General features: G+C 73.0%; 13 protein-coding genes. 6 read left to right on the top strand and 7 right to left on the bottom strand.

Annotated features, from left to right (window positions below):
• Window positions 1-12: 12 nt before the first annotated feature.
• Window positions 13-858, bottom strand: a complete 846-nt coding sequence (locus tag Nocox_RS04850) for a CDP-alcohol phosphatidyltransferase family protein (RefSeq protein ID WP_026214133.1) — start codon at window positions 856-858, stop codon at window positions 13-15.
• Between the two features lie 48 nt (window positions 859-906).
• Entirely contained in the window at window positions 907-2352 is a 1446-nt protein-coding gene (locus Nocox_RS04845; RefSeq protein WP_026214134.1) for a glycosyltransferase family 2 protein, read from the bottom strand.
• A 150-nt stretch (window positions 2353-2502) separates the two neighbouring features.
• Between Nocox_RS04845 and Nocox_RS04840 the strand changes: the two genes are divergently transcribed.
• Window positions 2503-2994 (top strand): GNAT family N-acetyltransferase, encoded by a 492-nt coding sequence (locus tag Nocox_RS04840; RefSeq protein WP_020542204.1) that lies wholly within the window; start codon window positions 2503-2505, stop codon window positions 2992-2994.
• Complete coding sequence (gene pseI, locus Nocox_RS04835) at window positions 2991-4034, top strand: pseudaminic acid synthase (protein WP_020542205.1); 1044 nt, start codon at window positions 2991-2993, stop codon at window positions 4032-4034. The genes Nocox_RS04840 and pseI overlap by 4 nt, the downstream gene beginning before the upstream one ends.
• Here the strand turns inward: pseI and Nocox_RS04830 are convergent.
• Entirely contained in the window at window positions 4027-4998 is a 972-nt protein-coding gene (locus tag Nocox_RS04830) for a PseG/SpsG family protein (protein WP_020542206.1), read from the bottom strand. The two genes, pseI and Nocox_RS04830, sit on opposite strands and share 8 nt — an antisense overlap.
• Window positions 4995-5732, bottom strand: a complete 738-nt coding sequence (locus Nocox_RS04825; RefSeq protein ID WP_026214135.1) for a cytidylyltransferase domain-containing protein — start codon at window positions 5730-5732, stop codon at window positions 4995-4997. Before Nocox_RS04825 ends, Nocox_RS04830 begins: the two co-directional genes overlap by 4 nt.
• Window positions 5733-5839: 107 nt before the next feature.
• Here Nocox_RS04825 and pseB point away from each other — a divergent pair, with 107 nt between their 5' ends.
• Together pseB and Nocox_RS04815 are read left to right on the top strand one after the other, a co-directional pair.
• Window positions 5840-6793 (top strand): UDP-N-acetylglucosamine 4,6-dehydratase (inverting), encoded by a 954-nt coding sequence (pseB, locus tag Nocox_RS04820; protein ID WP_020542208.1) that lies wholly within the window; start codon window positions 5840-5842, stop codon window positions 6791-6793.
• Window positions 6793-7917, top strand: a complete 1125-nt coding sequence (locus tag Nocox_RS04815; protein ID WP_020542209.1) for an aminotransferase class I/II-fold pyridoxal phosphate-dependent enzyme — start codon at window positions 6793-6795, stop codon at window positions 7915-7917. Before pseB ends, Nocox_RS04815 begins: the two co-directional genes overlap by 1 nt.
• Window positions 7918-7938: 21 nt before the next feature.
• Here the strand turns inward: Nocox_RS04815 and Nocox_RS04810 are convergent, their stop codons facing one another.
• The 3 genes from Nocox_RS04810 to Nocox_RS04800 all read right to left on the bottom strand — a co-directional run bounded on the left by Nocox_RS04810 (window position 7939) and on the right by Nocox_RS04800 (window position 12515).
• Window positions 7939-9825, bottom strand: a complete 1887-nt coding sequence (locus tag Nocox_RS04810; RefSeq protein ID WP_026214137.1) for a glycosyltransferase family 2 protein — start codon at window positions 9823-9825, stop codon at window positions 7939-7941.
• Window positions 9826-9963: 138 nt separating this feature from the next.
• Window positions 9964-11655, bottom strand: a complete 1692-nt coding sequence (locus Nocox_RS04805) for a class I SAM-dependent methyltransferase (RefSeq protein ID WP_157382939.1) — start codon at window positions 11653-11655, stop codon at window positions 9964-9966.
• The gene (locus tag Nocox_RS04800; protein ID WP_020542211.1) at window positions 11652-12515 is read right to left on the bottom strand and encodes a hypothetical protein; all 864 of its coding nucleotides are present in this window, start codon (window positions 12513-12515) and stop codon (window positions 11652-11654) included. The genes Nocox_RS04805 and Nocox_RS04800 overlap by 4 nt, the downstream gene beginning before the upstream one ends.
• A gap of 137 nt (window positions 12516-12652) precedes the next feature.
• On the opposite strand from Nocox_RS04800, the gene Nocox_RS04795 reads away from it, so the two are divergent.
• Together Nocox_RS04795 and Nocox_RS04790 are read left to right on the top strand one after the other, a co-directional pair.
• Window positions 12653-12901: an acyl carrier protein gene (locus Nocox_RS04795; protein ID WP_026214139.1), complete on the top strand. Its 249-nt coding sequence runs from the start codon at window positions 12653-12655 to the stop codon at window positions 12899-12901.
• Window positions 12902-13310: 409 nt separating this feature from the next.
• The gene (locus Nocox_RS04790) at window positions 13311-14276 is read left to right on the top strand and encodes an SDR family NAD(P)-dependent oxidoreductase (protein WP_084685488.1); all 966 of its coding nucleotides are present in this window, start codon (window positions 13311-13313) and stop codon (window positions 14274-14276) included.
• The last annotated feature ends 97 nt before the right edge of the window (window positions 14277-14373 follow it).

Genomic DNA, 14373 nt, shown 5'->3' with positions numbered 1-14373 from the left:
ACCCCCGAAAACTTAGACGAGAACGTGCTCTCGGCTCTCCCGAGAGGAGGCGACGGCGTGCCTGCGCGTGAAGCGCCACATCCGGTAGACAAGAAAGACCTCGTTGACGAGCAGCAGCACCCCGGCCGCCGCGGCCAGCGGGATCAGCGCCCATGCCCCCGCAAGAGGCGCGATCACGAACACCGCCGCGTGGAACTCGATGCCGCTGATCAGGTGCGAGCGCACCCGGTGCCGGGCCAGGAACCTGTTCAGCCGCCGGAAGAAGCCGGACGAGCGCGGCGCCCGCTCCAGCGGCTGGGTGTCCTCGTCCAGCGGCTCCATGGCCTCCAGCGCCGGCCCCAGCGGCTCCGCCGTCCCGTGCGCCACCCCCTGGCGCTCGTCCCTGACGGCCTCCCGGACCCGCTTCATCTGCGGCGCGTTGACGTACCTGAACAGGTCCAGCACGGCCACCGCCGCGCCGAGGACCACGTAGCCGACCTCGCCGGTGAGCGCGTACTGCCCGTACGCCAGGCCCGCCGCGCACAGCACGACCCTGATCCGGTCCCCCACGTAGTCGAGCCAGAGGCCGAAGGGCGTCCCCGTGCCCTTCAGCCGGGCGATTTTGCCGTCCACGCAGTCGATCATGAAGCTGAGATAGAAGACCGCGGCGCCCGCTACAAGCTGGTTCGTAGCGAAACAGACGGCCGACGCCACGCCGAGGACCAGCGAGAGCACGGTCAGGCCGTTGGGCGTGATCCGGGTGCGGTTGGCGACGGGGAGAGCGACCCGGCAGGCGACCGGGTCCACGAAATACACGGTCCACCAGGAGTCTCTCCGCTTGCGTGTCTCATGGACGTCATCGAGCGAATAGGTCCTCATGCAGACCAGCATGGACACGGGTCGCGCTCCTACGATCACTGTCTGGAACTACTGGGGGATGTCCATGCCGGTTCTTGACCAACCCGGCACGGTGAATCGCCACGTCCCCCCGGCCGCGCCGTCCCTGCACCAGCCCTTCAGCACGAGGTCGCGGGTCTCCGTACGGGCCTGGAGCCGCCAGACCGGCCCGCCGCCCGCCAGCCGCGCCGGATCGAACGCGGTCACGAACCCGCCACGGCCCGTCCTGCTCACCTCCAGCGGCACCTTGCGGCGGCCGTCGCTCAGCCACAGGTTCATCCGGTCGATCCGGCGGTCCACGCGGTGGACGGCCAGCTCGCCGCGCACGCGGTACTCCGCGCCCGTCCACGCGCAGGAGTCGACCCTGGCCAGCAGCTTGAGCTCGGCGCGGGCGTCGAACACCTCGTCGGGGATGCGCAGCCGGCGGTCGCGGAAGAACGGGTAGTCGCCGTACCAGCCGGTGGTGCGCCAGCCGCGCGGCACCACGCGGGTGCCTGACTCCGCGCGGGCCCGGCGGAAGTCGCGCACCTTCCGCAGCTCCGCCACCAGCCCCCGGGTCATCAGGTGCAGCTCCAGGCGGCGCAGCGACGGCGCGCCGGCCACCGCCCCAGGCCCCAGCTCGGCCACCCAGGCGCGGGCCAGGTCGAGCAGCGGGCCGGGCTCCTCGCACCTCTCCAGCGCCTGGAACAGGAAGAGGATGTCCTTCTCCAGCACCAGCGCGTCGAAGCCGTCGAGCAGCTCGGGCGCCCGCTCGTCGAGGAAGGCCCGCACCGAGCGGATGGCGGTCAGGCGCTCGTTGAGGTTGGACAGCTCGTTGCGGCGCTGGGTGATCGAGTCCTCCCCCTCCTCGCGCCGCCGCCAGTGGTAGACCACCTCGCCCAGCATGTCCACGCTGGTGGCGAGCACGTGGGCCTGCATGGCGACCGGCACGTCCTCGTAGATGCCGGCGGGGAAGGCCAGCCCGGCGCGCTCCCAGAAGTCGCGCCGGTAGACCTTGTTCCACACCGTGCGGTCGCGTACGAGCACCTGCTTGTCGGTGATGTGCGTGCACAGCACCGGCCGCCGGAACACCCTCTCGTGCAGCGTGGACTCCTCCAGCACGCCGTCCACGAGCCGCCCCACCGCCCCGCAGGCGAGGTCGGAGCCGGTCTCGGCGAGCTTGCCGACCATCCGCTCGTACGCCTCGGGCGGCACGACGTCGTCGGCGTCGGCGAAGGCCAGGTACGTGCCGCGCGCCCGCCGGATCCCGGCGTTGCGGGCCGGACCCGGCCCCTCGTTGCGCTGCGTGACGAGCACGAAACGGGGATCGGTGGCGGCGAAGCCCTCGGCGACGCGCCTGCTGCCGTCGGCGGAGCCGTCGTCCACCAGGACGACCTCCAGGTCGTCCAGCGTCTGGACGGCGAGCGACTTCAGGCACTCGGTGATGTAGGGCTCCACGTTGTGGAACGGGACGATGACGCTGAGCAGGGGGATCATGCCGATACGGCTCCTTGACCTCGCGGGAGTGCGTTCGAGGGCAGCATGCCGCGCCGCCCGCGCCGGGGACCCCCGCCTGAAGAGCTCTTTACCGGGCGGCGCGATCGGCTACGTTGAGCATCAGGACGGGCACGAACGGTAGGGGGCCGAATGCTTCGCGATGCGCACGACGACGACCTCCCGGCCATGCGGCGCTGGCGCAACCACCCGCGGGTGCGCGCGGCCAGCTTCACCACGCACGAGATCGGCGCCGACGAGCACGCCCGCTGGTGGGCGGCCGTGCGCGCCGACGCCACCCGGCGGGTGCTGATCTACGACCACGACGGCGTCCCGGCCGGGGTGGTCGCCTACTCCAACCTGTCCCCCACCGGCGCCACCTGGGGCTTCTACCTCGACCTCGACGGCCTCGAACGGTCGGGCGCGCTGCTGCGGGCCTGGGCCGGGCTGGAGCGGGCGGCCGTCGCGCACGCCTTCGGCCCGCTCGGCCTCACGGTCCTGCGGGGTGAGGTGCTGGCCGACAACGAGCCGGTCAGGTCCCTGCACCGGCGCTTCGGCTTCGCCGAGGTCGCCACCTACCGCCGGGACGTCGGCGGGGTGCCGCGCGACGTCGTGGCCATCGAGCTCAGGAGGGAACACACATGATCTCCATCGCGGGCCGGGCCGTCGGGCCGGGCCATCCGCCGTACGTCGTGGCCGAGCTGTCCGGCAACCACAACGGCAGCCTGGAGCGGGCCCTCGCCATCGTCGACGCGGTGGCCGACGCCGGGGCGCACGCGCTGAAGCTGCAGACGTACACACCGGACACGCTCACCGTCGATGCCGACGGGCCGGCGTTCCGGCTGGGCGACGCGCACTCGCTGTGGGGCGGGGAACGCCTCTACCAGCTCTTCCAGCGGGCCATGACGCCGTGGGAGTGGCACGAGCCGCTGTTCGCGCGGGCACGGGAGCGGGGGCTCGCCGCCTTCTCCTCGCCGTTCGACCCGACGGCGGTCGAGTTCCTGGAGAAGCTGGACGTGCCGGCGTACAAGATCGCCTCGTCCGAGCTGGTGGACCTGCCGCTGATCCGGCTCGCGGCGGCGACCGGCAAGCCGCTGATCATCTCGACCGGCATGGCGACGGCCGGCGAGATCGACGCGGCGGTGACCGCCGCCAGGGAGGCGGGCTGCACCCGGCTCGCGGTGCTGGCCTGCACGGCCTCCTACCCGGCGGCGCCCTCGGAGAGCAACCTGCGGGCGCTGCCGCTGCTGGCCGCGCTCACCGGCGAGGTCGTCGGCGTCTCCGACCACACGCCCGGCATCGGCGTGCCGCTGGCGGCCGTGGCGCTGGGCGCGTGCCTGATCGAGAAGCACGTCACGCTGGCGCGGGCCGACGGCGGGGTGGACGCCGCGTTCTCGCTGGAGCCGGCCGAGCTGGCGGCGCTGGTGACGGAGAGCGCGCGGGCCTGGGAGGCGCTGGGCGAGCCGGTGCTCGGGCCGCGGCCGTCCGAGCGGGAGGGGCTGCGGTTCCGCCGCTCGCTCTACGTGGTGCGCGACGTGCGGGCCGGTGAGGAGGTGGGGCCGGGCAACGTGCGTTCGATCCGGCCCGCGGGCGGGCTGCCGCCGGACGCGGTGCGCGAGGTGACGGGGCGGAGGTTCGTCCGCGACGTGCCGAAGGGTACGCCGCTGACCTGGGACCTCATCTGACCAGCGCGAGGAGGGCGTCCGCGACGCGCTCCCTGCCCCGGCCGTCCACCAGGCCGGCGCCCCGGCGGCCGTGCTCCTCGCGGGCGGCCGGGTCCGTCAGCAGTCGGGCCAGGGCCGCGACGGCCTCGGGGCCGGGCTCGCGGCCGAGCCCCGCCGCCACGCCCCTGCCCACCAGCTCGTCGTAGCCGATGCGCTGGTTGCCGGCCACCCAGCTCAGCGCCGTGGGCACGCCGAGATAGAGCAGCTCCCAGATGGCCGAGCCCGCGGCGGTCACGACGAGGTCGGCCGCGGCCATCAGCTCCGGCAGCCGGTCGGTGGGCGGGATGACGGTGATCGGCGCCCCGGGCGCGAACGGGGCCGGGCTGACCACCGTGGCGGTGAACGGCACGCCGGTCGCGCGCAGGGCCGCCGCCCAGGCGGGGGCGACCCCGGCGGCGTCGGTGCCGCCGAAGAAGCACAGGACGTCCGGGACGCCGTCCGGGGGGCGGGGGGCGCGGGCGCGCCGTCGTACGCTGTCGCGCAGCAGGACGTAGCGGGCGCCGGCCAGCACCGGCCCGGCGGGGAACGGGCGGCGCTCGGCGCCGAGGTTCTGGTCGAGGTAGAGGTCGGCGCGCTGGCCCAGCGGGTCGCCGTCCACGACGGCGAGCACGGGCAGCCCGTGGCGGCGCAGCTCCTCGCCCGTGCCCGGCGGCAGACGGTAGGAGTCGAGGACGATCGCGTCCAGCCGGAGCGCGCGGGCCAGGGCGGCGAGGGCGGCCGGCGGCCCGGGGGCGGGGACGAGCGGGAGGCCGCGCTCGCGGAGCTGGGCCAGCGCCCAGGGCGAGTCGCGCACCGCTCCCAGGAAGACCGGGCGCGCGCCGCGTGCGCGCAGCTCCTCGGCCAGGGCGACGCAGCGGACGAGGTGGCCGACCCCGCTGTCGGCGCCCGCGTCGCAGCGCAGGCCGACGTGCGGCCCGGCGCTCACGCGTCCTGCAGCGCCTTCTGGCGTACGTGGGCGTTGAGCCCGCACACCTCGGGGCGGGCGCGCAGCCAGCTCACCAGCGTCCGCATCGGCACGCAGCGGTCGCCCAGCTCGCCCACCACGCGGGAGATGAGCAGCCAGTCGTCCTCGGTGTCGAGCGTCACCCTGAGGTCGGCGGCGACCGGGTGGTAGGCGAGGCCGAGCAGCCGGGCGTCCTCCGGGGCCTCGGTGTAGATGTGGGAGGTGACGTGGGTGCGGTGGTAGGAGACGGCCTCGCGGTCGCAGCGCTCCAGCGCCGCCCGCGCGATGATCTCGACGTCGAGGCCGCGCGGCAGCGTGCGGGCCAGGCTCGTGCTGAGGTAGTCGAGCCCTGGGACGGCCTGGAAGACGAGCGCGGCCTCCCTGACGACCGTCGGGTCGAGCAGCGGGCAGTCGGCGGTGAACCGCATGACGGCCTCGCCCGGCCGCTCCTCCAGCGCCTGCGTGAACCGGGTGAGCACGTCGTCGACCGGCCCCCGGTGGCAGCGCACGCCGAGCGCGGCGCACTCGGCGGCCACCGCGTCGTCCTCGGGGAGCGTGGTGGTGGCGACGATCAGCTCGTCGAGCGCGGCCGACTCCTGGGCCGCGCGGACCACCCAGCCGAGCACCGACCGGCCGCCGTCACCGAGTTGTCGCAGCACCTTGCCGGGCAGCCGGGTGGATCCCATCCTGGCCTGAATGATTCCGACAATACGCACGAAAGCCCCATTCCCCCGTGTGACAGTGCGTCATAGGCCGATCGCGTTATGCTACCGCCCGGCACACGATTTCAGGGGGCGACGTGAGCATTCTCCATGCATCGTCGATGTTGATCACCGGGGGCACGGGGTCTTTCGGAAAGGCCTTCATCCGCCACGCGCTCGACACGCTCGGAGTGCGGCGCCTGGTCGTCTTCTCCCGCGACGAGCTCAAGCAGTACGAAGTGCGCCGGCTCTTCGGCGACGACGAGCGGCTGCGCTGGTTCATCGGCGACGTCCGCGACCGCGACCGGCTCACCAGGGCCATGCACGGCGTCGACCACGTCGTGCACGCCGCCGCGCTCAAGCAGGTCGACACCGCCGAGTACAACCCGTTCGAATACGTCCGCACCAACATCGCCGGCTCCCAGAACGTGGTGGAGGCCGCCATCGACTGCGGCGTGCGCAAGGTGGTGGCGCTCTCCACCGACAAGGCGTCCAGCCCGATCAACCTCTACGGGGCCACCAAGCTCGTCGCCGACAAGCTGTTCGTCTCCGCCAACCACTACGCCGCCGCCCACGAGACCCGCTTCTCCGTGGTCCGCTACGGCAACGTCGTGGGCAGCAGGGGCTCGGTGATCCCGCTGTTCCAGCGCCTCGCCGAGCAGGGCGACAGCCTGCCGATCACCGACAAGCGCATGACCCGGTTCTGGATCACCCTCGACCAGGCCGTCCGGTTCGTGGTCGACTCCTTCGACCTCATGCAGGGCGGCGAGCTCTACATCCCGCGCATTCCCAGCATGCGCATCACCGACCTCGCCGAGGCGCTGGCGCCGCAGAGCCCCATCTACGAGATCGGCATCCGGCCAGGCGAGAAGCTGCACGAGGAGATGATCGGCCCCGACGACGGCCGCCGCACGCTGCGGCTGGCCGACCGCTACGTCGTGCAGCCCACCATCGCCACCTGGGGCTACCGCCCGCCGCAGAGCGGGGAGCTGCTGCCCGAGGGCTTCGCCTACCGCTCCGACACCAACGACCAGTGGCTCTCCGTCGACGACCTGCGCGACATGGTGACCGGCTGATGCTCCCCTACGGGCGGCAGTCCGTCGACGAGAGCGACGTGACGGCGGTGACCACCGTGCTGCGCGGCGACTGGCTGACCACCGGGCCCGCGGTGGCCGCGTTCGAGGCCGAGCTGGCGCGCTGGACCGGCGGCGTGCCGTGCGTGGCCGTCACCTCCGGCACGGCCGCGCTGCACGTCGCCTACGTCGCGGCGGGCGTGCGGCCGGGCGACGAGGTCGTCACCACGCCGCTGACGTTCGTGGCGACGGCGGCCACGGCCGCGCTGCTCGGCGCCCGGGTGCGCTTCGCCGACGTCCAGCCCGACACCGGCAACCTCGATCCCGACGCCGTGACCGCGCTCCTCACCGGCCGCACGCGCGCGGTCACCGCCGTCGACTACGCGGGCCATCCCGCCGACTACGACCAGCTCAGAGAGGTCACCGAGCGGGCCGGGGCGCTGCTGATCGCCGACGCGGCCCACTCGATCGGGGCCGCCTACAAGGACCGGCCGGTGGGGACGCTCGCCGACCTCACGACGTTCTCCTTCTTCCCCACCAAGACCGTGACCACCGCCGAGGGCGGCGCCGTCGCCGCGGCCGACCCCGAGCTGCGGACACGGGCCGCCCGCTTCATGAACCACGGCCTCGTCCGCGAGCCGGCCCTGCAGCGCGAGCCCGACGTGGGCGGCTGGCACCAGGAGGTGCACGCGTTCGGGCTCAACTACCGGCTGCCCGACGTGCTGTGCGCGCTCGGCGTCAGCCAGCTCCGGCGGCTGGCGCGCTTCCGCGAGCGCCGCGCCGAGCTGGTCGCCCGCTACAACGTGCTGCTGCGCGACGTGCCCGGGCTCACGCTGCCCGCGCGGCGCGCGTACGTGTCGCCGAGCTGGCACCTCTACCCCGTGCGGGTCAGGCACGGGCGGCGGCGCGAGGTCTACGACCGCATGCGGGCGGCCGGCATCGGCGTGCAGGTCAACTACATCCCGGCCTACTGGCATCCGGTGTTCGAGGATCTCGGCTACCGGCGGGGCATGTGCCCGGCCGCGGAGGCCTACTACGCCGAGGAGCTGTCGCTGCCGCTCTTCCCCGACCTCACCGACGCCGAGCAGGACCACGTCGTCGACACGCTGGCCGCGATCCTGCGGTGACGCCCGGCCGGCGATCCCGCGTCAGCGCTCGGCGAGGAGCGGGCAGCCGTCCTCGCCCCGGTCCACCAGGAAGCGCCGGTCGGCCACCGTGGCGACCGGCCGCTGCCCGGTGCGCACCAGCGGGCGCAGCGCCTTGCCCTGGTCGATCACGACCTCCCACCACGACTCGTGGCCCACGCTCTCGTCGATGTCGGCGAGCGGCACCCTCGCCTGGAAGTCCTGCCCGGCGAGCGTCACCGGGAAGTACATCTCCTCGCCGTCGCTCCTGCGGCGCAGCCGCAGCACCGGCTCGCCGTCGCCGACGTCCGACAGCTCCCCCGCGAACACCAGGTCGCCGCCGTCCACCCGGCACTCGCCGATGATCACCTCGGCCAGGCGCAGCCGCAGGCCCCAGGCCCCTCTCGCGCTGCGCACCGGCACCACCCACACGCCCGACGTACGCCGCGGAGCGGGAATCGCGGGCGGCAGCCAGCGGGGCCCGGCCACCCTGCCGTCCAGCCGCAGCCCGTGCCCCGCGAGCTGCAGCCGCAGGTCCCACTGGCCGCGCCTGGCGAGCTGGGCGGCCGAGAGCACGGCCGGGTCGAAGGCGAAGGCGAACGGGAACACGTGCTGCCGCTGCCGCGCCCCGTCCTCCTCCTCGACGCTCTCCCAGTCGGGCGCGGACTCCTGGTCGGACAGCCGTACGCGCTCGCCGGTGCGGCGCTCCTCCAGCCACACGCGCACGCGCGCCCGGCGCAGCGCGCCGACGTCGAAACTACCGACACCCACCCGGCCCTCGCCCACCAGGACGCCGTGCCGCCAGCCGAGCTCCACCAGGCGGGCGGCGAGGTTCAGCTCCTCCGAGACGTCCGACAGGCCGCCCGGCAGCCAGGGATGTCGCCCGTGCCAGCGCCTGCGCAGGATCCCCGCCGGCCGCACCGGCGGGCGCAGCCGGCCGTCGCGGGCCTGGGCCTGCACCTCGGCCAGCTCCACCAGCCGGCGCCTGTGCAGGAGATGAACCTGCAGCCGTTGCGCGAACGGGACGCTCAGCCACGCCTCGCGGGACACCCCGTCGAGGTAGCGGACGATCAGCCCGACCAGCTCGGGGTCCGCGGCGGCGCCCATGCCGGCCACGGCCTCGGCGGCGACGGCCATGTCGATGTCCATCGTGTCGCGGTCGAAGGCGGGCTTCAGCCGGGGGGCGCGGCGGGCCAGCAGGTCGGCGGTCTCCAGCACCGACAGCAGGCGGTCGCGCAGGTTGCCCGCCTCCAGGCTGCGCTGCGTGATCGACGCGCCCGGCTCGTCGCGCAGGCGCCAGTGGTAGACGACCCTGGCGAGGACGTCCACCGAGCGCGCGCCGACGTGGGCGGCCATGGCGACGGGCTGGTCCTCGTACATGCGCTCCGGGAAACTCAGCCCCAGCCGGTCCCAGAAGGAACGGCGGTAGACCTTGTTCCACAACATCCGGTCGCGGATCAGCAGCGGGTGACGGGTGATGTGGGTACGCCGCCTCGGCTTGGCGAACGCCTCGCGGTGCGCCCACGACGGCACCAGCAGGTTGCGGTCGAGGCGCATCACGTTGCCGCAGGCCAGGTCCGAGCCGGTGGACTCCAGCGAGGCGACCATCCGCTGGAACGCCTCCCGCGGGACCGTGTCGTCGCCGTCCACGAACGCCAGGTAGCGGCCCGTCGCCCGGGCGAGGCCGACGTTGCGGGCCCGGCCCACGCCCTGGTTGGGCTGGGTGACGAGAGCGATGCGCGGGTCCTCGGCCTGCCCGGCCCGTACGACGTCCGGGCCGTGGTCGTCGCTGCCGTCGTCGACGCAGATCACCTCCAGGTCGTCCAGGGTCTGGGCGCGGATGGAGTCCAGGCAGGGGCCGATGTACTTCTCGACGTTGTGGAACGGGACGATCACCGAGAGAACCGGCACGTGTACTCCTCGTCATCGCTGCGTCGTCTGTCGTCGGGCGTCGGGGCCGGGGGCTGGGGGTGGGGGGGGCTGTCGTCGGGCGCCGGGCATGTCTTCGCGGTCCTTGGCGACGACGACGCGCGGGCCGGGTCGCGCGGGTCAGCCGGACAGCAGGCGGATGACCTTGCGGGCGACCCGGCGCGGCCGGGCCAGGCGGCGCGAGAGCCGGTAGCCGAGCGTGCGCCGGTAGGCCGTCGCCTTCCGCTGGGTCCTGCGCAGCTTGCCCTTGGCCCGCACCAGCTCGCGCTCGCGGTAGGAGAGCTTCGTCTCCAGCCGTGCGATCCTGGCCAGGGCCGCGGTGAGCTGGTCCGCCAGACGGTCGCGGGCGCCCAGCAGGTCACGGTACGTCGGCGCGTGCTCGGCAGGCTCCGCCGGCTGCCCCAGCTCGGCGTCCAGCTTGCGGGCGCGGTCGAGGTCACCCGGGTCGCAGGGGCGGCCCGCCATGCCGCACAGCGTCAGCGTCAGCTCGTCGGCGTCCAGCGGCCACGGCCACGGGTGGTGATGGCCGGCCGCCTGGAGGCGTACGGCGAACCGCAGCAGGATCCGGCACAGGACGACCCGGGGGTCGGGCGGGGCCGTCGGGCCCTGGAGGTCGCCTATGGGGGCGAACCGGGCGCCGTCGTACACCAGGCTGTCGGCCGCCGCCGCCGCGCCGCCGCCGTCCTCCACCCAGTCGGCGAGGGCGGTCAGCAGCTCGCGGACGGTCCTGGTGTCCTCGCGGGCGCACGCCTCGACGAGGATCTCCTCCAGGACGCGGCCGGCGGGGATGGGACGTTCGCCGCCGTCGGGGAGTTGCTTGAGGCCGGTGTGGGTGAGCTCGTACAGGACGTTGTCCTCCTGGACGAGACCGAGCGGCAACTCCCTGAACCCGCCCTCCTCCGCGCCCGCCGTGTCCGCGGCGCCTCGATCCTTCGTGAGGAGCGGGGGCCGGACCGTGACGGCCAGCCACGCCGGGGCCAGTTCCTCGCCCAAGCGGTGCCGGAACACCAGGCGGGTCACGCGCAGCGGATCGGCCACCAGCATGCGATCACCGTCCCTGGCGCTCAGCGGGAACGCCAGGGCGTCCGGCAGATCGAAGGCCAGCGCCTCGCGGGCGAGCAACGCGCGCGGCGCCTGCCGCGCCGGATAGGCCGCGTAGCAGCGCTCGACGCTCAGCCCCGCCGACTCCAGGGCGGCGTCCAGCGCTCCCGGCCCGCTGGGGTAAGTGGGGTCGAACCCGTGCGGCGCCCACTGGTCGTCGCCGCCGTCCCGGTCGGCAGGGCGCGCCTCCAGGATGCGGTCCACGCCCAGGTCGTTGTGCACACCGAGGACGAGCCTCCCGCCCGGCGCGACCAGGGCCGACAGGGCGCCGAGCGACTCGGCCCAGGACGCCGCCGGCGCCTCGGCGGAATGCGTCCGCAGCAGGCCGTCGAGCGCCAGCACGAGGTCGTACGGCTCGTCGGCGGCGAACGCCTCCAGCCTGCCGCAGTAGACCTCGAGAGCGGGGTGGCGGTCGGCGATGGCGCAGGCATCAGGATAGGACCGCACCACCACGGCCACCCTCGCCATCTCGGCGGTCATCTCTTCCCCCGCCGGCCCGGCCTGGGCGGCCACCTCGTCCACGATCGCCTGTGGATGCGGCCCGACCAGCAGCACCTTGCCGCCGCTCGGCGGCACCATCCGCCTGATCAGCTCAAGTTCCGCCCCTCGCCGGTCGGCGGTCCCGCCGGGCTCGCCGGCCATGTCGGCCAGGTCCGACCACAGCAGCATCTCCCCGCCGACCAACCGGACGTTCCCCGGTGCCTCGTTCATGCGTACCGCACCCGCTTCCAACCGAACATGCGCCGTAGCTCCTCCGGTGTCGCCTGATATTCGAATCCCAGCTCCCGCCCCGCCACCTCGGCCGCCAGCGCCGGATCGACGCGCACGCCGTGCAGCTCGGGCCAGAGCCGCATGCGGCGCGCGGTGCCGCCGTATTCGGGGCGTTCGTCCTCGTACTGCATGGGGTCTCCGTAGACCGCGACCTCGCATCCCACGGAAGCGCCGTAGAACAGCGCGCTGCCGAGCCGGTTGGAGGCCACCCTGCGGTGGCGCCGCAACTGGATCAGTTGCCTGCGCAGGAAGTCGCGCCCCTTGCCTTCCCAGCGGGAGCCACGCTCACCATGACAAATAACCCGAAATCCCCGCGATTCATACGCCTGTCGGATGTCCGGATTCGCGAATTCCAGCCAGTAAAGGCAGACCGTGACCGGCCCCGTCTCGACCTCTCGGATTTCGTCGGCGAGTCGGGCATGATCGCCGTTGACGGAGCTCTTCTCCCAGCCATGGAAGGGATACCAGATCGTACCCTCGCGTTTTGTGGTGACGCCCAGTTCGGGCTCCAGGTGGAGGAGGTAGATCCACGGTGCGCCGATGAGGTAGTGCCCCCTGCGGCCCATCGACCAGCCACGGCGGCGCAGCACGTCAGACCATACGAAACGTGGATAACCCGGACTGCACCAGTGGTCGTTCGGCGGAAATCCGTGCAGATAGTTCCATCCGTGCTGAAGGAAACCCTGGATGCGCTTCGGCGTCTCGTCCGGCATCTCGCAGTAGCCGGCAAGTATGCGCGAGTGCCCGTACCAGTGATTGGATTCGTCCATCATTCCCCCGTAGCGGTTGGCGCGCCCCATGCGACATTCCCAGCCACGAAGATGCCCCACTCGCCGTTATACGGTTCCATTACTCGGGGCGGGGCCTTGGTTTCTCCGGACCCGGAAATGCCGCTACACTCGGTCGTGGCCTGAGGACAGAGAGTTAGTGGGTGATCATGAGCCATCTCGACCGGTTGCGGGCCGTCTTCCGCAGAGCTCTCAACCTTCCCGCCGACGCACCCGTCGACGACCTCGAATACCGCGCCATCCAGCAGTGGGACTCGCTGGCTCACATGGCGCTGGTCGCCGCGATGGAGGACGAGTTCTCCATCATGATCGACACTGACGAGATGATCGACATGAGTTCGTTCGCCGCGGCGGCCGAGCTCCTCGACAAGCACGGCATCGGCACCGCCGCCGTCTGACCGCACCTCCGGGCACCGGGGTTCACGCAGACGCGCCGTCGGTGCACGCAGGCGTCGGGGGACGCCACGACGCACATCGCGACGCACATCGGCATGCCTCCGGGCCACCGGGGGTGCCACAGACCGGGCCAGCCATCGTCCGAGCCATTGGGGGCGGCATGACAACGGACCAGGCAGCGTCTACCGCACACGGGAGGACGCGATGACACCGGACCCAGCACCGGACCCAGCACCGGACTCGGCGGCGGGCCCAGCACCGGACCTGGCACCAGGCTCAACGCCGGATCCGACGTCGAGTGCATCACCGGACTCGACGCCAAGCGCAGCATCAGAGGCAACTCCGAGCTCGACCTCAAGCTCGACTTCAAGCTCAGCACCAGGCTCGACGCCGGACTCGACTCCAGACCTCATGCCGGGCTCTGAGGCGGCGGGCTCTGGGGCGCCGGGCTCTGAGGCGGACGCCCCCCGACCGGGGCCGGACCGCAACGATCCCGTACGGACGACAGCCGCCCCCAGCCCTCGCACCGCCGACCCGGCCCTGGACTACGCAACGGCTTGGACCGGCCTGGGCGCCGGCCGTACAACAGCCGGGTCCTCTTCCGCCCGCTCCGCACAGCGGACCACCACCACGGCCACCCCCTTCCCCCGCGTCGTCCTCGTCACCGGCTCGACGACAGGCATCGGGCGCGCGACAGCGGTCCGGCTGGCCGCCCTCGGCGACCGTGTCGTGCTCCACGGCCGCGACGAGGAACGCGCCGAGAAGGCCGCCGCCGAAGTGGCGGCGCAGACCGGCGGTCTGACGGACGCCGTCCACGGCGACGTCGCCGACCCCACTCTCATCTCGGCCATGATGCGGCAGATCCACCAGCGACACGGCCGTCTCGACGCGCTGGTCATCAACGCCGGCATCCACGCCGCCGGTCTCCTCGGCATGGTCCGCACCGAGACGGTCGGCCGCCTCTTCGAGATCAACGCGATCGGCGCGACGCACACGCTGCAGGCGGCGCTCAGGCTCCTGCGACGCGGGACCTCTCCGTCGATCGTCCTCGTCTCTTCGGTCATGGGCCGTGCGGGCGGGCCAGGGCAGGCCGTCTACTCGGCCTCCAAGGCGGCGCTCATCGGCCTCACCCTCGCCGCCGCCAAGGAGCTGGGCCGCTCCGGGATCAGGGTCAACGCCGTGGCTCCTGGCTACATCCAGACCGACATGCTGTCCACCCTGGACCCCGACGCCCGCACCGCCACGATCGCCGCCACTCCGCTCGGCCGCCTCGGTCGTCCTGATGACGTCGCGAGCGCGGTGGCGTTCCTGCTCTCCCCCGATGCCGACTTCATCACCGGTCAGATCCTCGGCGTGGACGGCGGTCTGGTGCCATGAGAGGGAACGACCAGCCGGCGGCGGTGGAGTCGGTCCCGGCGCGGGCGACGCACGTCACGGCGGTGAACGGGACGGTGGCCGGCGGGACGGCGGCCGT

Origin of the sequence: Nonomuraea coxensis DSM 45129 (assembly GCF_019397265.1) — a bacterium.
Taxonomy (GTDB): domain Bacteria; phylum Actinomycetota; class Actinomycetes; order Streptosporangiales; family Streptosporangiaceae; genus Nonomuraea; species Nonomuraea coxensis.
Note: the sequence above shows the minus strand (reverse complement) of the source record. Positions and strands in the feature narration are given on the sequence as shown.